At 32.6% G+C, this 19,636-nt stretch carries 15 protein-coding genes and 1 pseudogene; 5 read left to right on the top strand and 11 right to left on the bottom strand.

Annotated elements, in window-relative coordinates:
* The 3 genes from LMB56_RS04960 to LMB56_RS04950 form a co-directional block, all read left to right on the top strand.
* On the top strand, positions 1–237 hold a 237-nt coding region (locus LMB56_RS04960), incomplete at its 5' end, for a zinc-binding dehydrogenase (protein WP_229289117.1).
* A 192-nt stretch (positions 238–429) separates the two neighbouring features.
* The gene (locus LMB56_RS04955) at positions 430–2,169 is read left to right on the top strand and encodes a hypothetical protein (protein WP_229283943.1); all 1,740 of its coding nucleotides are present in this window, start codon (positions 430–432) and stop codon (positions 2,167–2,169) included.
* 183 nt (positions 2,170–2,352) lie between these two features.
* Entirely contained in the window at positions 2,353–3,198 is an 846-nt protein-coding gene (locus tag LMB56_RS04950) for a hypothetical protein (RefSeq protein WP_229283942.1), read from the top strand.
* Positions 3,199–3,553: 355 nt separating this feature from the next.
* Here the strand turns inward: LMB56_RS04950 and guaA are convergent, their stop codons facing one another.
* The gene (guaA, locus tag LMB56_RS04945) at positions 3,554–5,107 is read right to left on the bottom strand and encodes a glutamine-hydrolyzing GMP synthase (RefSeq protein WP_229283941.1); all 1,554 of its coding nucleotides are present in this window, start codon (positions 5,105–5,107) and stop codon (positions 3,554–3,556) included.
* 515 nt (positions 5,108–5,622) lie between these two features.
* On the opposite strand from guaA, the gene LMB56_RS04940 reads away from it, so the two are divergent.
* A complete protein-coding gene (locus tag LMB56_RS04940) occupies positions 5,623–6,813 on the top strand; it encodes an ATP-binding protein (protein ID WP_153703514.1) in 1,191 nt (396 codons plus the stop codon).
* On the opposite strand, the gene coaA is transcribed toward LMB56_RS04940, so the two are convergent.
* Positions 6,810–7,733 carry a type I pantothenate kinase gene (coaA, locus tag LMB56_RS04935; protein WP_229283940.1) on the bottom strand — a complete coding sequence of 308 codons (924 nt, stop codon included), beginning with the start codon at positions 7,731–7,733 and terminating at the stop codon, positions 6,810–6,812. The genes LMB56_RS04940 and coaA overlap by 4 nt on opposite strands.
* A 372-nt stretch (positions 7,734–8,105) precedes the next feature.
* Between coaA and LMB56_RS04930 the strand changes: the two genes are divergently transcribed.
* Positions 8,106–9,155: a hypothetical protein gene (locus LMB56_RS04930; protein ID WP_229283939.1), complete on the top strand. Its 1,050-nt coding sequence runs from the start codon at positions 8,106–8,108 to the stop codon at positions 9,153–9,155.
* Positions 9,156–9,406: 251 nt separating this feature from the next.
* Here the strand turns inward: LMB56_RS04930 and LMB56_RS04925 are convergent, their stop codons facing one another.
* The 9 genes and pseudogenes from LMB56_RS04925 to LMB56_RS04885 all read right to left on the bottom strand — a co-directional run bounded on the left by LMB56_RS04925 (position 9,407) and on the right by LMB56_RS04885 (position 19,632).
* Positions 9,407–9,562 carry a hypothetical protein gene (locus LMB56_RS04925; protein WP_168353446.1) on the bottom strand — a complete coding sequence of 52 codons (156 nt, stop codon included), beginning with the start codon at positions 9,560–9,562 and terminating at the stop codon, positions 9,407–9,409.
* 202 nt (positions 9,563–9,764) lie between these two features.
* On the bottom strand, positions 9,765–9,926 hold the full coding sequence (locus tag LMB56_RS04920; protein WP_229283938.1) for a ComC/BlpC family leader-containing pheromone/bacteriocin: 162 nt from the start codon (positions 9,924–9,926) through the stop codon (positions 9,765–9,767).
* 92 nt (positions 9,927–10,018) lie between these two features.
* Complete coding sequence (locus tag LMB56_RS10475) at positions 10,019–10,789, bottom strand: LytR/AlgR family response regulator transcription factor (RefSeq protein WP_229283937.1); 771 nt, start codon at positions 10,787–10,789, stop codon at positions 10,019–10,021.
* Positions 10,789–11,718: a sensor histidine kinase gene (locus LMB56_RS04910; RefSeq protein ID WP_229283936.1), complete on the bottom strand. Its 930-nt coding sequence runs from the start codon at positions 11,716–11,718 to the stop codon at positions 10,789–10,791. The genes LMB56_RS10475 and LMB56_RS04910 overlap by 1 nt, the downstream gene beginning before the upstream one ends.
* Positions 11,719–12,104: 386 nt before the next feature.
* Positions 12,105–12,233 (bottom strand): hypothetical protein, encoded by a 129-nt coding sequence (locus LMB56_RS10395; RefSeq protein ID WP_267865198.1) that lies wholly within the window; start codon positions 12,231–12,233, stop codon positions 12,105–12,107.
* A complete protein-coding gene (locus LMB56_RS04905; protein WP_229283935.1) occupies positions 12,226–13,470 on the bottom strand; it encodes an HlyD family efflux transporter periplasmic adaptor subunit in 1,245 nt (414 codons plus the stop codon). The genes LMB56_RS10395 and LMB56_RS04905 overlap by 8 nt, the downstream gene beginning before the upstream one ends.
* 4 nt (positions 13,471–13,474) lie before the next feature.
* Positions 13,475–15,628, bottom strand: a complete 2,154-nt coding sequence (locus tag LMB56_RS04900) for a peptide cleavage/export ABC transporter (RefSeq protein WP_267865197.1) — start codon at positions 15,626–15,628, stop codon at positions 13,475–13,477.
* A 350-nt stretch (positions 15,629–15,978) separates the two neighbouring features.
* Positions 15,979–17,318: pseudogene (locus LMB56_RS04895) on the bottom strand (IS4 family transposase).
* A gap of 217 nt (positions 17,319–17,535) precedes the next feature.
* Positions 17,536–19,632, bottom strand: coding sequence for an LTA synthase family protein (locus tag LMB56_RS04885; protein WP_136000619.1), 2,097 nt, complete (start codon positions 19,630–19,632; stop codon positions 17,536–17,538).
* Between the last annotated feature and the right edge of the window lie 4 nt (positions 19,633–19,636).

The following is a 19,636-nucleotide window of genomic DNA, read 5'->3' as shown; positions in this document are numbered from 1 at the left end:
AAGGCTATATTCGCTTGGGAATGGATGTACACAAAATCTTATTATCATACACCAGATATGCAATCACAGCATGAGATTCTTAATAAAATAGCAACTTTGATTGATAATAGCGAATTACAATGCACTTTAACACAATCACTTTCCCCAATAAATGCCAATAATCTTAGAGAAGCTCACAGTCTTGTTGAAAATGGGCATATGATTGGAAAAGTAGTCGTTGCAGATTGGGAGGATTAAAATTGTGATCGAAAATGATAGATATTATCGTCGATATGTTAAAGATATAAATTCTGGTTACATTTACTTACAAACTGGTTTAGTAAAAAAGCAATTTTAAATAGTTTATTTGAAATTAAATATCGCCTAACCATTCAAATTGCTAAGGATAAAAAATTTACTGATCAAACTTTCTTTAAGGATTCTGCATATATGCCTGTGGTGGATAAAACACCGACAAAATATGCTAAAAGATTAATAGAAGACTACACTCATTTACAAACGTTGTATCAAGATGCTAATACAACAAAAATAGTTAATACAATTTCCGATTTCTTATCAACAATTGTAGACTATGTAGATATTCATGAGTTAACAAATGCTTACCTAAAATTGCTTAAACAAATAAATATTGTTGTACCTTTCTTATCATCAAATAAAAGCGGGTATGCCAATCTTATCAATAAACATGAACGCCTTCTATTATTAGTAGATTTAAAAAGTAATTCTGCCAATAATACCTCTCTAAATTACGATAGACTAGACAATGCTAAATTTATTAATCTAGCTAGTTTATTGGATACATTAATTAGACATGAAAATCGAAATCCAACATTCCAAGAATATCTAGCCAGACAAATTGCATTTGAAATGATCAACATTCGGGGTTATAACGAAGCTCCAATTGTGCCATGGGGAAACAGTGGCTTTCGGAAAATTCAAACACAAGCTTCAATTACCGATCCAGGACTAGGCCATCTAACAGGAACAATTCGTAAAATGGAATTTATAAATGGTACCAATGTTCACATTGAGTATCTTGAACGTGGTCAAGAAAACGATCGTGAAGTAGTAGAACCATATCGTTTGCCTGATTTAGCAACAATAGGAAAAGTAAAGATGAGCGTAGGTAAAGACACATCTGTATCATCTTATGTCGGGAGACCAATGTTCGAAGATACTTTTGAGAATTCATTTATCAAATCAGTTCATACTACAATTGCAGTATGTTCATCAATCTTTATGAATGGGTTATCTGAATGTAAAGTAGCTATTGAAAGAATGACTGTATCCCAAGCTATAAAGTTTATGCAAACTGTATCGGCAAACGTAATTCGTGATGAAAGTTTACAGGTACTTGCAGCTGCTTTTTGCATTAATTATCCACTCATTGATGATAGACCCACTACTTTGGCCAATAATAATGGTAAAGCTAAAAGAATTACTGATAAAACAGAAATTGCAAAATTAGGAATCGAGATTGCAAAAGCTGGTAACTTCGATAAAGTTACATTTGATGGTACAGCAAACTGGTATCCTAGCGATCCAATTATGGAACAACTAGGATATAAGAATTCTTTAGTTTTAGTTCATAAGGCTCATGAACGAGGATTATTAACATATTTCTCTGCTGGCTTTCGTTTCAAGCATTTAACTGATATTGTCCAAACAGGAACAGACGGAATTGGACTAGGCGGTGCTCAAATATTACGATTCATGGACTCCAAAAATGGCTATCAAGATCCTTTCAAACAAGAAAACATTAAAAAAATTCTTGATATTAATAAGAAAGCTGCACATAGTATTATTGGACAAGGTGCTATCTTGCTTTCTAGACTTGACCGAATGCATTATGAAGGATCAATACCTCTTTGGGCAGATAAACAACGGGAAAAGTTATTTAATGCTCTTTTAAATAGTGATGAAGCAAATATTAGTTTATTGTTAGACACCCTTCAAGAAATTATGCAAATACCTGTTGATCTGGTTCATCCATTAGTTGCATGGGCCCAACGACTTATCTCAAATAAAAATGATGCTTTAGCATTTAGCGATATGGCGGAGTCACAAAAGCAATATTATATTGACTTGTTAGAAAAGCATATCAAGCATCATGATTATAATGAATTAAATACGGTTCTCAAAGAATTAATTTCCATAAAACACTATTGATATAATTTTTTTCATAACCTAATAATATACTAATAAAGCTCAAAAGGTCTCATGTAGCTGTTGATAAGGAGACCTTTTGAGCTTTATAAGATTTAATAATATCGACTAGAGTTACTAATTTGTATTTTTATTAATACGTAAATACTTACCAAAATAAGAAAGAGATTGGAGTGCATATCCTTAATGGGAAAAGCAAAGCTGAAAAATATATTATTCTTTTATAATCATCCTATAATAGCAATACTATCTTTTATTGTAATCACTGGTATTGATTTTATATCGTTCGTATTCAAGATAAAATTACTTTATTCTATCTTTAATGTTGTTTATCCAATAATATCTTTCTATATTCTGTGTTCAGTAGAAATTAAATTAATCAATTATTTAGGAGATTTATTGGATAAACATTATTCTAAAATTTGGAACAATTATAAAGTAAATAGTTGGAAAAATCTTACTAACATTGAAAGATTTTATAAAATTAACTGGAAAGATGACTATCTACATGACTTGTTAGTCTTTTTTGATATAAAACAGATTTTACCATCTGAAAATCAAATGCAGCTTTACATAGACAACAACGGTAATGTTAATAGTATTTTGTTATATGAACTATTAGTGTATGAATTACAAAAGTTATCACTAACCGAAATAACTACTTTGAAGCATTATATTGAACTAAAATCTTCCAAAAAAGTCTATCAAAGAAATATAACACTTAATAATGTTAGTAAAGTAATTCTAATAGTTAGTACAATTGCTCTTATCCTTACCATATCTGGGACTAATGAAGATATTACAGTCGGTAATGTCACTGTTAAAAATTTTAACACTAAAGTTATCACGCATCTTGTTGCTCAAGTTCCTGTTATTCCCATAATATTTAGCCTGCTTATTTTAATATTAGTTACAACTATTTTTATTTCGGTAGCATTTTATAATGCAAAACATTTAAGGTACGCGGATGTCATTCACCAAGCTCTGGAGGATGCATCCTCTATCAAAGCTAATATTCACCATAAAAAATAATGTTTCAACATATTCTTTATATATATTGATACATTTCTTTTTAGTTTAAGTAAAATCAATTCACTATGATTAATGAAATATGGATTATTAATTAAAGATAATTATATTATTTCCTAAGCATACCCTATCTATCATTTTTACAAAAAAATAAATATACCGCATATATTTCTAATAACCTTCTGACAATCAACGATACAAAAAGGTACTACGTAAACTCCAATTACGTAGTACCTTTTACTGTATTATTTGGTAGACTTTTTGGTAGACAACTTGCATTTAACTGCCTTTTCTATCAAATTCGAGCCTCTACAAATGCCGTTATCTTAGGCTTCCCTCTTCATATTGTCCTATAACATCACTCATATTCAATCGTCGAAGGTGGCTTACTCGTGACATCATAAAGAATGCGGTTAACGTGGTCGACTTCATTTACGATTCGGACTGAGATCTTTTGAAGGACGTCCCATGGAATCTTAGCGAAATCAGCTGTCATCCCATCAATTGAGGTAACGGCGCGGATAGCAACTGCATAGTCATATGTCCGGCCATCACCCATAACACCAACTGAACGAATACCTGGTAAGACAGTAAAGTATTGCCAAATTTCTTCATCAAGGCCAGCTTTTTTGATTTCTTCACGAAGGATTGCATCACTTTCACGAACAATCTCAAGCTTTTCAGGAGTAATTTCACCAATAACACGAATTCCAAGGCCTGGACCTGGGAATGGTTGACGCCATACCAATTCATGTGGAATCCCAAGCTTTTCACCCAGTTCACGGGTCTCATCCTTAAAGAGCTTACGTAATGGTTCAATTAACTTGAAACCAAGCTTCTTTGGCAAACCACCAACATTATGGTGAGACTTAATCGTCTGTGCGGTGTCTGTTCCAGATTCAATCACGTCAGTATAAAGTGTCCCTTGAGCTAAGAAATCAGCATCTTTAATCTTCTTGGCCTCTTCGTTAAAGACTTCGATAAATTTCTTACCGATAATCTTCCGCTTTTGTTCTGGATCGGTAACACCTTCAAGCTTACCTAAGAAGCGATCTGCTGCGTCAACTTTAATGATGTTAACACCAAGGTCGCGGCTCAACGCATCCATTACTTGGTCAGCTTCGTTCTTACGTAACAATCCGTGGTCAACAAAGATACAAGTAAGTTGGTCACCGATTGCCTTGTGGATCAAAACGGCGGTAACACTGGAATCAACCCCACCAGAAAGACCTAAGATAACCTTCTTGTCACCGACTTCTTTGCGGATTTCATCAATCTGCATATCGATGAAGTCATCCATCGTCCAGTTTGCTTTAGCGCCACAAACATCAAAAGCAAAGCGGCGTAAAATGTCTAATCCATATTCGGAATTACGAACTTCAGGGTGGAATTGAACACCATAGAATTTACGGTCATTATCAGCAATCGATGCGATTGGACAGTTCTTACTAGTAGCAGTAACTTCAAAACCAGCTGGGGCTTGAGTTACTAAATCACCATGGCTCATCCATACATATTGCTTCTTTGGCAAACCTTTGAATAATACAGCCTCGTCATCAAGTACTTCAATATCTGCTCGTCCATATTCGGAGTTATCAGCTTTTTCAACCTTTCCGCCAAGGTCGTATGACATTAATTGCATTCCATAACAAATACCTAAGATCGGGATCCCAAGCTTAAAGATTTCTGGATCGACCTTGAATGCGTTTGGATCATAAACACTGTTAGGGCCACCAGAGAAGATGATCCCCTTAGGATTAATCTCTTTGATCTCGTCTGCAGTCAACTTGTGAGAAAGCAATTCGGAATAAATACCGAAATCACGAAGCCGACGAGTAATCAATTGATTGTATTGGCTACCAAAATCCAAGACAATGATCTTATCAAACGCATCTAAATTGATGTTTGCCACAATGACACTTCCTTTGTTCAAATTTTTATTCTTAAAGGCTAGTTTACAGGCTGAGCATGGCATGGTCAATGATTATTTAATATTCCATAACAAAAAAGACGGGAGCCAAATTTTCTCACGCCTTTTTCGTTAGATGGAATTTTATTGAGGATATTTAATTAGTGTTCTAAATCAATATTTAATAGACGTAATTCTTCATCAACCGCTTGTGCTTCAAGTGTTTTAGTATCTTTATCAGTTTTTATCATTTCGACAGCCTCCTCATCTCATTTAATCTGTATCTTTCTTAAGTGGTCTAGCAGTAATTGTCAATAAAAATGAGCCATAAATATCACGTGCAACCGTTTCGAACATTGATACATTAGGATTAAAAAGATTTATTTTTTTACTTTTACTAAGAGATTTAACTAATTTTTCTAGTGCAGGATTTGTAATCCATTCCAAATTCAGTTGATTTGAATGCGCTTTCTGCATTTGATAAAATTTAGTTAGTTATTTTTTACTTGAGGTGTAATATGTTTATTCGGACAAAATATCTTAACCAACTAATAAACAACATGGACCAACCAACAATTAAGATTCTCGTTGGCGTTCGTCGGTGTGGTAAAACGACCATTCTTGACCAGTTCCGAGCAACTCTCCGGCGTCAAGAAATTTCCTCAAGTCAAATCCAAGTGATCAACTTTGAATATCTCCTAGAAAACGAATTATGCAATCCAGAATATCTCTTACAATTTATCCTTGATCGGCTTAGTAAACATCAGATGAATTATATCTTTCTTGATGAAGTCGAAGTGGTTCCCCAGTTTGCCCGCGTTGTCAATGCCCTAAATTCACTCTCTAATACTGATATCTATATTACAAGTTCCAACAAAACTATTCTGGAAAAAGAAAATCTTCAACAAATGGTTCCTTATACTATCATCCCCGTTTTCCCTTGCAGTTTCCGTGAATACATAAAAAGGAACCACCAAGAAGCTGATTCCCAAACGTTATATCAATATTTAAATGAGGGCGGTTTTCCCTATACCCACGAAATTCACGGTCCGATTAACCTCCGCAATTACGTGAATGGGATCATCAACACGATTATCATTACTGATTTCGCCCAACAAGCGACCCTTTGTAACCCAGGCTTGACTAAGCAACTCGCCCATCACTTAGCTCATCATGCTGGAACCACGCAAAACATCTCTCAGATTGTTGATAGTCTTAAACGTCACCACATCACTACTTCTAATAAGACGGTCGATTTCTATTTACAGTTCTTACAGACGTCCTTTATTTTTTACCCGTGCAAAGAATATGATTTTTCTCGTCACCACGTTAAAAGTACCAACATTCGTTATTATCCAGTCGATCCCAGTATCCGGCAAGCTCTTACGCTGAAAAAGAATGTCCTTTCTCAACGGATCCTTGAAAATATCGTCTTTATTGACTTGTTGAGCCAAGGCTATCAAGTATATAGCGGCCGCATCAAAGATAATGAGATCACCTTTGTCGCAATTAAAAATGATATCTTTACCTGTATTCAAATTGCTTATTCGCTCGCTGATGATGGCGCCTATCGTCGGGCAATCAGCGGACTACGCCAACTTTCCGCAAAATATAAAAAACTCTTAATTACAGTAAAACCAGCGCTCAATTACGCTGGCTTAGATCCTGATATTGAAATTATTGACTTATATAGTTGGCTAACCAATTAACCCCGTCGCAAGTAAAGCTTATCCACGACATGGCCAGTAGTTTTGTGTAAAATTACGTCAGCACGACTCTTAGTTGGTAGGATAAACTCCCGTAAATTAGGAAGGTCGACACGTTGCCAAACATCTTTTGCCATTCTAAATGCTTCTTGGCGGTCACCCTTCGAATAAGGATAGTAATAGTTTGACGGGTCAGTAAAGGCTGTATCTAACAGCATCCCAAATCGTTGAAGATACCAATGCTCAATCAAGTCCGGATCTGCGTCAACGTACAATGACCAATCGAAGTAATCACTGACATACAGTTGTTGGTTACTCGGCAATTGCAACGTGTTAATTCCTTCTACAATTAATATATCCGGACGATCAATTACCAAGGGTTTATCCAATTGAACATCATAAACTTGATGCGAGTATGTAGGTGCCTTAACAACTGGTTCCCCTGCTTTGACATCATTGAGAAACTTTAGAAGTCTTTCCATATCATATGATTCGGGAAAACCTTTTCGATCCATGATCCCCCGCCGTTTTAATTCTGCATTAGGATATAAGAACCCATCCGTTGTCATTAGTTCTACCCGCTTATCCGGCAGCATCTTATTTAGTAAAATACTAATCAACCGAGCGATGGTGCTCTTCCCAACTGCAACCGAACCCGCAATTCCAATAATATATGGAATGCGCATCGTGGAACGCTGTAAAAAGTTTGCCTTTTGCATCTGCCATTCCAAAAAGTTCTGGTAGCGCAGTTGAATTAATTTTATTAGCGGCAAATATACATCCTGCACATCCTCAATTGAAATTCGGTCATTCAACGATTTAATTTCATCCAAGTTTCCTTGGGTTAACCGCACTGAATCAGTTGGGAAAAAGCCGTGCCATGTTTGCCGATCAAATTGTTCATAGTTCATCCATTCATCCATTATGCAAAATCCTTTATTTCACCCGTTAATGAAAACGGTTACTCACGTTTAATAGTAACATATTATAAACATAATTAAAGCTCAATCTAGCTTGTGAACACCTAAACATTTTACCAGATAATTAGTGCAACGCAACTATTCGATATAAGAAATGGAGACTAGTATTTCTAACTGCTTTCATTGAGCAGCACCTCCAGCATTATAAAACCAGAGATTAAACACACCAACGTATACTTATAATCTAGCAATAATTAGATCAAAAATTAGAATACAGCCGCAAGTACACTATGTGCTATAATGCACTTTGTAAATAAAAGGGTAAGGTTATGCTGAAAACCATGGCTTTAATCTAAAATTTAGAGGTGCGAAAATATGGGTAATGTGTGGCGATTTGTGGTAAAGAGAGATGCCAAAGCGGGTAAGGCTAGATATTTACGTGAAAATAACACCGTATCAGGTGGGTGGACCTGTATGGGCTATCACAAAAGTGAAGGCGAGAGTGAAACAATTTATAGTATTGACGAATTTCTAAAAATGGCCGAAAAAGATTTTAATGACACAGCAACTTGGAATAACAATCATAAAAAGTCAGCATGGTCGTTTCAATACTTAATAGGTGAAAGAAGCAGGCGTACAGAATACCTCAAAAAAAGTGATTATGTTTGGCTGTTCGATTACGATGAAAATAAATACTTTGTAGGGAAAGTAATTGATGACACCTTTAAGTTGGTTATAGATGATGAAACTGTTAAGTATGACACTGGAACCCAATTAGAATGTGTTGAATATGTCAAAGAAGGATACGACGCAGATGATGTGCTACCTTTTATTACTGGTGTTGAACCTCGGGGGACATTTACGCTTATAAAAAGTGATCTAGTATATGAATACAGCGATTACGTCTGGAAAATCAGTCCAAAAAGTAACGACAAATCTGAGTATCATTTGGATACCTCTTCAGAGTTTCACCTAAATACTCCTAATGCCTTTTTGAGTAGCTTAACATCTGAAGGTGTAGAAGATTTAGTGTACGCTTATTTAAGTTCGACATCACAACTTGTCTTAATTCCTTCTACTAATAAGAGGAATACCCCAAAATACGAATTTCTTATGAAGGATAAGGATAATAATAAGTATACTTTGCAAGTTAAGAATGGTGGGCATATTAATTTAGACTTTGATAATTATATTAAAGATTTAGACAAAGGTCAGTATAAGGCCATCTATTTGTTTACTCGCAACGGATTTATTAAATATAATGATAAGAAGTTGAGAGGTGGTTTATATGTATTTTCTCGTGAATCTGAACCACGTGAAATAATTACACAGAAAGAATTAGTTGACTTTGCTACTAACAAAAATAATTATTGGAGATTACCCGATATTGTCGCAAGGCTTAGCAAAATGTATACTCCGGCGTAATAATCAATACGGTTTATTTTATAGTTAAGGCGTTCAGGATGGCTTAAAGGCTGTCTTGGCGCCTTTTCTTGTACATAATAAAAGAGGCCATTAACAAAAAAATCAATGACCATTTTATGAGAACTGAGTAGATATTCGTCATCTATTTTAAACTAGTCATTAAAATTCTTGTTTTAATGATATGATTGTTTGATAATTATAAAATTAAATGCCTTAGAACTATATGAAATCTAAGGCATTTGATTAAAAATTTACTTAAATACAGAAACTATGCTGATAATCTTTATAGCTCCAGCTGTAGCCCTTCCCATATTATAGGCTAATCTATTAAATCCACCTTTAGTGTTTGTCAACTCTGATTTATCCAATGAAACGTAATTTTTACTAAAATAAAATTTATTATTCATTATAATTATCCTTTCTTTGATAAAAAAATTGACCTAAGTTGAACATAAATAGTATTATAAAAATAATTACAAAGATATTTCTGTTGAATCCTAAATTATAAAGAGGTGTTTTAAAAATTACCATTAGAACTAGGATTTTCGAAATTCTTTTCTTTAAATTCCGATTGTTAAATAGCATTATTAAATCACCTACTCTTACATATTATAATCCGTCGAGAATACCGTTTCCATAGGAGTTAATTGCATCATATACATGATAAGCAGCTCTTCCAGCATTTCTCCAAAAATTGCGTCCACCATAGATTGTATCTAAGTCTTCTTTACTCAATGACGAAAACTTATTAATAGAATTAAGATTATTCATTTTTATCTCTCCTTTCCCTTAAAAGTTGTTTTTATAGTACACCTTATTTAAAAATATTTATTTTTAGGGCACTAATTGTAGTGTATTTTGTTTTAAGCGTTAATTATTTTAATTAATTTTCTAATCTGTCTAATACTGACTGAACATTTAACATTTTTATTTTTACTAAAGTAAACTATTCTTTTAGTTGAATCCATTTCCACTATATTATTAATATTAATTATATATTCACGATTAGCTCTAAAAAAGAATTTATACTTTTTTTCTAAATCTTTCAATTCGCCGCTAAAAGTTAATTGAGTATTTACACCTACTAATTTGACCTTTCTAGTTTTTCCTTTAATTTTATTGATATAAAAAATATCACTAAACGGTATTCTTTTATATATACCCTTCATTGCTTCATAAGTAAAAACTTCATTGCTTTTATTACTACTAAATATTCGGTTATACCTCTTATTAGCTTCATCAATTGCACTCATTATCTCCATTTTATATTTTTTAAATGAAGTATCTTTATATATAAAATCTAAAGGTTCAACGCGTCTCTTCAAAGTTTCCCTTAACATTTCGTCATGAGTTGTTACAAAAACAATTTCCGCCAAAGCTATTTTATCTCTTATATATTCTGCAACATTCAGTCCGCTTATATCACTATTTAAGTCTATATCTAGAAATACTATATAATCAGAATCTTGATTCTCACTTAAAAAATTAATAACATCTTGAGGATTACTTGTGTTTAAAACAACCTCCATATTGTATTCAAATGGGGTTTCATTGATCATAATCCTATTCGACACTATTCTACTTAATAATTGACGTTGTTCTCTGTCATCTTCTAAAATTATAACCTTTATCACTATTGCTCCTCCTGAATACGTAAACTAAAAGTAATGCTCGAATCTGTCTTAGATATATCAAAATCATACATATTATTATTATTTACTATTTGTAATATAGTAGATAATCCTAAGCCCGAATGACCATGTTTGGTTGTGTATTCTTCTTCCATTAACCGATTTAAATCAATTACCTTATTTATTGTATTTGAAATAACGAATTCATAAGCATAATTATTATATTTTATAATATTTATAGTAATCTTAGACTTTGGTATATCTAATACTCCTTCGATTGCATTATCTAGCAGAATTCCAACAACTCTAATGGTATCAATGGTATTACCTGGTACCCTTGTTATGTTTTCATTAATTTCAATATTTAATTGAATACCATAGAATTCTATTTTCTGTACTTTACTAAAGATTAAACTGCGTAAACTATGTGCTTTAATCTTTCCTATTTTTAAATAATATTCTTTACTTAATTTTGCTATCTTTGCTTCTGAATCTAGTAGCTTAGATATGTAATCTTGTGCTTCATGAATGTTATTAGTTTCTAGAAAACCATTCAAGGACAACAATAGATTTTTATAATCATGCCTACTTTTTCTTAACTCCAAGTATCCATTTTCTATTTCCGTTAAATATCTTTGCTGCTCAGCAAAACGTTGTTTTTCTAATTTATTCTCTAAATATTGTTTATACAACGTTATATAGATGACAATAACAAGCATTGCAATAGATAGCGAAACTAATAAGGCTCCTCTTACTTCTTTCTGTATATTTAAAACATCGCTTATAATTAGTAAAATATTTTCTAAACCAAATACCAAAAGTTCACTATAAATAACCCCATTCGAGTATATATCGTATTCGAGACCTTTTGAAAATGTAAAAAGATGTTCTTTTACAAAACTTATAAAGATATACACACCGATGATAATCATTAATGAAATAATAATCGTAGGGAGTGTAAAATTAATGAAATTCTTATGATAATAATGGGTCAACAATTTATTAATAACGGAGCCTAAGAACGAGGAAAGACTAAATATCCATATAGTACAAATATAAGAGATTAATAGGTTAGATAATACATTCCTAAAAGGTAATTTTACTAAGGTAACATATATTACAATTAATATTAATATATATGCGATATATGTTACATAGTCCATATTATCTCCAAAAATCACTAAAATTACTGCTATAATTATTTCGGTCAAAACAACTAGCTTACTTTTCACTCCAATCAGCATATACATTATTAATGATATTGTGTATGTTGATAAAAAGGAAAATAGAATGTAACTTATATAATTGATGGAACTTATTACCATTTTATTTTCCAAGGAAACTTTGGACGATAAAAACCAAAGCGTTCTCCTTTTCCTTTTATTTTTCTTAGTTCGTTTTTTTTCATTGTTTTAAATTTTTTAAGCATTTCTAGTTTTTTATTCATTCAAATTGTCCTTTCCTAGTAACTTATTTTTATAATATTTAAAATAGGATATTTTTCCATTAATTATTGATACATTGCCTATCATACCATATCTTAATTGCCTACTTGTCTTACTGGATACATTAGAAACAGCAGTTACTTTATACATATTTTTACCATTAATAATTTCTGGAACGACACTTATATTATCAATCTTACCCTGAAGGATTATTGGCGATGGGAGATTTTTACTAATTTTAAGTCTAACAACTTCTCCAGCTTTTACTGACGAAATATCCTGTGCAGAAATATAAGAAGAAATCCTAATTTGATGTGACCCTTTTAATACTGGATATATCTTACATAATGGGGTGCCTTTTACAATAATACTTTGATTTTCTAGGTTTTCATTTAAATGTATTATCCCATCTCTAGGAGCACGAATAATTAAATCTGCTTTTTTCCTATTAATTTCCTTTATTTCGTTTTCCAATTTCAAACTTGTATCGTTTTTAGACTGAAGCTGTTGTTTTAATTTGTTTAATTCTGTATTTTGAAATTCTGATATTTTTAATTCAATTTCTCTTTTCTTAAATGTACTTGAATTGAAATGTTGTAATTGGATAAGTTCTTTTTGCGCATTAAAGAGCTGGTTTTTAGTCTCACTTTCATTAAAATTAGTTGATGTTTGCTGTAACTGGGATTGGTAGTTTTCTATAACCTCTTGTTGTAACTCTATTAAAGAATTTATCTGGCTTTTATCAAAGCTATTCTGACTATTTAATAAGTTAAGTTCATTTTGATAAATTTTTTTCTGATCAAAGTAATTTTCTAATTCCTCTTTATATCCAAATGAATCAGTATGATCAAATAGTTGAGAATTAGTCATAACACTGTTTAATAAAATATTTAATTCATCTATTTCTGCAAGATTTTTATTGTACTGTTTCTTTGTAGTAGCTTGAACGTTATTAATGCTTTTTGTGTCATATTTAAGAAGTACTTCACCTTTATGTACATAACTTGTTTCTTTTAGTCTATTGTATTTCACTGGTTCTGATGACGTTGATTGTATAGTCAATGGGCTTTTACTTGGTTCAATACTTCCAGCTCCTTTTATGACAATTTCTTTCTTTACAATGAATGAGCTGATTAACATAAGAAGCAGTAAGCAAATCACAATATACATAATATATTGTGTATAACTTTTAAATCTTTTATTATAGAACTCACTACTTTCAAATAATTTATTATCCAAGATATTACCCCTGTTCTAATTTATAGTATTCCCCATGCTTTGCTATTAGTTCTGTATATGTTCCTTTTTCACAAATAGATCCATCTTTCATTACTAAAATATTATTAACCTTTTTTGCTATATTTAATCTATGAGCAATAAAAATCATTGTTTTACTTTTTGATAAAAGCAGATTATTAATAAGTTTACTTTCAGTAATTGAATCTAGACCACTTGTTGACTCATCAAATATCAGTACATCGGCTGGAGACAATAATGCTCTTGCAATAGTGAGTCTTTGTTTCTGTCCTCCAGAAAGAATGCTACCGTTTTCATCCAACATAGTATTAAATCCTTGAGGCATATTATCGATATCATCATAAATCATCGCAATTTTACAAGCATTTTCTAAATCTTCAATAGTTACATTCTCTTTATTACCTAGCCTTAAATTTTCTTCTATTGATCCTGAAAAAATAAATGGTTCTTGAGGAATATAATTGATATATTTCCTTAATGTTTGTTTATCTATTAATTGTAATTTATGATTTTCGTAAAGAATTTCTCCTTTAGATGGTTTAATAAATCCCACTAATAATTTAGCTAAAGTTGATTTCCCAGATCCACTAGTCCCCACTATTACCAGTTTTTCTTTCGATTTTAATGTTAAATTTATATTCTTAAGTATGTCGTTTTTAAATCCATAGTGGAAATAAAGATTTTTTATCTGAATTTCTCCTACTATTTTTTTAACATCATTAATATATGTCTTTTCGGTAAATTCTTTTTCTACTCCATATACTTCATTAAGTCTATTATTTGCAACTTTAGCACTTTGTAATTTTGGCTGAAGCCCTATAATATTTTGTAGAGGATTAATAAAAAAAGTTAACAATGAATTAAACGTCATGAGTTGTCCGATACTAAGCTTATTTTTTATAACAAGTCTAGCTCCTATCCATAGTATCAATAGGTTTAATAACATTTGTATAAAGAGCTTTAATGCCTGTTGGATTAATAGCATTCTTTCATAACCTAAATTACTCTTTAGATATTTTACAAATTCATGATCTATTTTTTTATATACATGATTTTCTACATTTAGAGTCTTTATTGTTTCTATCCCTCTTATATCTTCGATAATAGAAGAATTTAATATCGCATTATACTCCATCTGATCATTATTATTTTTCTCAAAGGTCCTTGTGAATGCTAATATTATAAAAATGTAAAATGGAACAAAAATTAGTGTTATTAAAAATAATTTATAGTTTTGTACCATCATTACAAATCCAAGGATTGTTACTATCAACACATCAAGAAATATTGAGATCACAGAACTAGCTAATGCATCTATTATTTTATTTGCATCAGTAAATCTTGATACAATCTCTCCTATTTTTCTTGTTGAAAAAAATGTTATTGGTAACTGAAGAACATGCCTTATATAAGCTAAAATTATATCTATTGATAATCTTTGGCCCAATACAATTAGTAAATAATCTCTTGTATACGTAAAAACGGCATTAAATATATAGGTTATTATTAAACCAATACTAATTATATTTAGTGTGTATTGCATATCGTTAGGGATAAACGTATCAATTATTGATTGAATATAATACGAGGTTGCTATACTAATAATTGTAATAAGCAGGGCAGAAAGTACTATATCTAAAATCAATTTCTTTTGCGTTAACAACTTCCCAAATAATGATATAAATGACCTTTTCTTTTTGCTTACAGGTGCATAGTCGATTGAAGGAACCAAAAATATAGAGACACCTGTCCATTCATTTTTGAAATCGTCTTTACTAATCTTCTTTATTTTTTCTCTTGGATCAGGATCTGCAACAATTACTTTTGTTTTCGTTGACCCTAAAACAACATAATAGTGTTCCAAACCAGATTTTTTAATGACATGTACTATAAAGGGATACGGAATGTCTTTGATATCAAATAGTGACATATCTGCTTTTATCGCTTTTGTATCAAATCCTACCTTTTCAGCAGTTTTTATTAATGCAAATGCTGAAGTTCCACTTTTGTCAGTATTCGCTAATTCTCTCAAAGAAGCGAGTAGGTAATTTGATCCATAATGCTTAAAAACCATTGATAGCGCTGCTATGCCACAATCAGATTCATCAACCTGCGCAACATAATTTTTATAAAAGAACATTATATTAACTCCTTTCAGTCCATAAATATATACAAAAAATGTAGAAAATTTTTATTAGATGCATTGAGCGTTAATATTCATGGGCTAAACGTTAGCTATGATAAATCTGATAACTAGCACATTATTTTCTATGATAATTACAATTACTTTCATAACAGAATACAAAAAGGACCCAAGTTTTTCCCCAATGTCATTAAGTTAGTGACTTGACAATTATCATCTAATCCTTGCTTTAGAAACCTATTTAGCAGATTTTAAAACCACCCGATTGACGATTTAATGTCGTCAATCAGGTGGTTTTAATGATTTAAAGCACACTAAAGAAAGGCAATTAGTTACCTAACTGCTATTTATGCAACTCGGTAAACAAAATCAATCGCTCTTTTAGCCCTTAGTTTCCGCTTATCTTTACGCCCTGGACGGATGGGAATCAAGTATCCCTGAATCTGTACTAATAATTGACGAAACTTTAGCTGCCAATTATTACGATAATAGTGACGTACTATTATGGTCGCCATCTTGAAATTAACTGTATACCAATGGCAATGATTAGTCTGAGGAACATAGGCTTGGTTTACAATTGTGCTTACGACATTATACATTATTAAATTGGCATAAAGTTCCATTTCGATAAATTTATCTTTTTTTGAGTGAAACTGAATAGTGTCAAGATCATACTTCAACTTGGAAAAGGCAGTTTCTATTCCCCAGCGTAAATGATACAACCGCTTCATTTGCGATAAGAGAAACTGCTCTTTGGGAAGGTTAGTTATTAGAACTTCCCATTCCGGCTTTCCAGTTTTAGTTGTCCCAATCCGAAACTTACAAGCACGAAAATTAATCGTACAAAATACTCCAAAATCCCAACGTTGATCTTCCGTATTTTTTGAGCGAAATGCTTTATACTGATGCCAGTGATGATTAATACAGTGAACTTTTTCTTTATCTTTGTGCTCAATGTAATAACGGCTAGAAGTGGTAACCCGACATTTAATTTGGCGGTCACATTCGCTAGCTGGCAGTTCTTTAATCTCTTTGATACAACCACCGGACAGTCTGGCACGAATAACATAATATATTCCTTGATGGCGATTGAGGTTTTCAATTAAATTAAAACTAGGATAACCTCGATCCATAATTACGATGGCATTATTTGGCAGGCGGTTCATCATCATTAACACACTATCACGTTCATTCATCTTTGCTTTGGGTTGAATTACGCAGTCTTGATAACTGTTATTTAACAGATCATATAGGGCATTAACATGCATTTGACAATAAGGTTTATATTTTGAAAAGTCACAAATATAATTTGAATCTGGGTTCCAGGGTAAGCTAAGTCAAACCCGTCAATTGCCAAAACGTGATATTGATGATTCAATAGCTGTTGATTATTTGTTTGCCGGTTAAATTGATGAAAAATATATTCGAAACAAGCAGGGGTAAGTTTAGCTTTCTGCTGTTCAAAAGCAGAAACTGAGACCTGCTTATTAGGTTCGGGAAAAGCATCAAATAATTCGGCGTTTAGACTATTGCTACGCATATTAAGAATCGTTTTGATTACCGTACTAGCAGATAATTTTCGTTTTCGAGTAAAGTCATGCCTCGAATTAGTGAAATCATGGATATGACTGGTGGTTTCATTGATAATTTGGTCTAAAACGTTTAAGATATTAGTATGGTTAACCATTTGTGACACGCTCCTTATCGTGATTAGGACGGTTACAATTTACTAGGGAGAAAGGGCAGTGACTTTCTCCTCTTTAATTTTAAAAGACTAAATAAGTTTAATGCAAAGAATGAGGCTCTATCTACACAAGTAGTGTAAATAAAGCCTCATTCTTTTTTGTCAATAGCTTACCTTAATGACATTGCTAGTATTTCTACTGGCCTCCATTTTTATTTTATTATGGTTTAGGGAAGTTTAATTTCGGATAATCCTTTAACTCAGGTGCATCGGTTGTGTAATCATCGAAAGTACTCTGGTTATTATTTTCCGACTTCAAACTTGTCTTCTGTTTCTTTTGCTGCTTCTGTAAATTCTTCAAGCTCTTCTTAAGGTTATAAGTATATTGTTTTTTATCAACTTTCTTAAATCCTGGGAGTTTGTAGAACCGAAGCAAGTCACCATTCACGACTTTATCTGATAATCCAAGATCAGTTGTAACGTATTTTTGAATCTTACCAATTTCTTTACGTTGCGCTGCGGTTTGGTGCGTAATTTGCTTACCATTCTTAGTGTAATAGTAGTCTCCATTATACTTAGTGTATTTTGGCGTTACCCAATCACCATTTCTAAACGGTACAATTTGCTTATTTTCTGGTGAAAGCAAATCTTGTCCGAACTGAATATAATTCTTAGAGCTAATTCCTAACAAGTCCTCAAGAGTAGGTAAAACATCAATTTCACCACCATAAGTATGGTTAATCCCACCTTTTAGGCCAGGCATATTAATCATAAATGGCACTTTTTGGAACATTGCTAGATCATAATTAGTTACTTTCTTCTTACCTAAGATTTGCGCAATGGCTGGTTGGTGGTTATTAGAAATTCCATAGTGGTCACCATAAAGAACTAACACACTATTTTGTCGTAATCCAGTCTTGTCAAGATAATCAAGAAACTCGCCAAGTGATTCATCTAAGTATCGTGCGGTTTGAATATAAGGATCGACCGTGTCATCCCCAGTCTTCCACGCTTCGATATCCTTATTCTTTTTATCGAGGATATATGGATAGTGGTTAGTAACTGTGATGAGCTTTGCATAGAATGGTTGTGGAAGCTGCTCGATATAGTGGGCTGATTCTTTCATGAAGATCTTATCCTTCATCCCATATCCAGCATCATAATCCTTGGTCTTTGGGTAATACTCTTTACTAAAGAAATATTGGTAACCGAAAGACTTATAAGCATTATCACGGTTCCAGAAACTAGGAACATCCCCGTGGAATGATGCCGTCGTATAACCTAGCTTTTGATGAAGAAGCGCAGGTGCAGATTGGAAGGTGTTAGTCGTCCCATCAGTAACCATTGCTGATCCTTCTGGAAGACCAAATAGCGAGTTTTCGAGCATTGTTTCAGCATCCGCCGTCTTTCCTTGACCAACTTGGTGGAAGAAGTTATCAAACGCCAAAGTATCATTAGCATGGTACAACTTATTCAGGTTTGGCATTACTTCTTGGCCATCCTGCTTATAGTCGATCATGAATTGCTGGAGACTTTCAAGGTGAATGATAAAAATATTCTTTCCTTTAGCCTTACCGTAGTATTCAACGTTTGGCGCAGCATAATTACTATGGATGAAATGCAAAACCGGCTTTAATTCATCACGATTAGCACGCGCTTTTACTACACTGTTATTAGTTGTCTTAACCCCATCATAAACTGTATATGCTTCGAGCCCTAGATACTTAACAATATAGTTATTATCAAAAGTTCGCGTAAGTAATTGTGAACGGTCACTTTCTGCCATTCCTAAGTTAACTCCAAATAGCACGAAGCCAAGGGCAGTAATCGTCATCGCATATCTAACCTTAAAGCGCCGCATATCAACACGGACAAAATGGAAAAGTAAGATGAGTGCTAAAATTACAACATCTAAGTAAACTAAAAAGTCTTCGGGACGTAATATCCCCATTAAACTTTTACCAAGATTATTTGAAGCCGCTCCAGATCCCTTTATTACGTTAAAGGTAATGAAATCTGAAAATTCTCGATAGTACAAAATATTTGCAAAAAGCCATGTCGATAATGCCGCATTAATTATCAACATCATCCAATAGGACAAGCGCCCACGGAAATATAATGCAATTCCCAAAAATACAAGGGCACTTGGAATCGTATTAAATGCTAAAAGGAATTGTTGCATGCTTCCTTTTACACCTAAATTAAATTCATTTTGATAAGCCCAGTAGCTCTTTAAACAAAATAAAAGTACAACAAGCAGAAAAAAACCGAGCTTGGTATTCAAGACACGGCGGAGCTTCTGCAACGCTGTTTTCATAGTC

This window comes from Limosilactobacillus reuteri (assembly GCF_020785355.1).
In the GTDB taxonomy this organism is placed as follows: domain Bacteria; phylum Bacillota; class Bacilli; order Lactobacillales; family Lactobacillaceae; genus Limosilactobacillus; species Limosilactobacillus reuteri_I.
The sequence above is the reverse complement of the archived record's forward strand: the minus strand, read 5'-3'. Positions and strand labels throughout refer to the sequence as shown.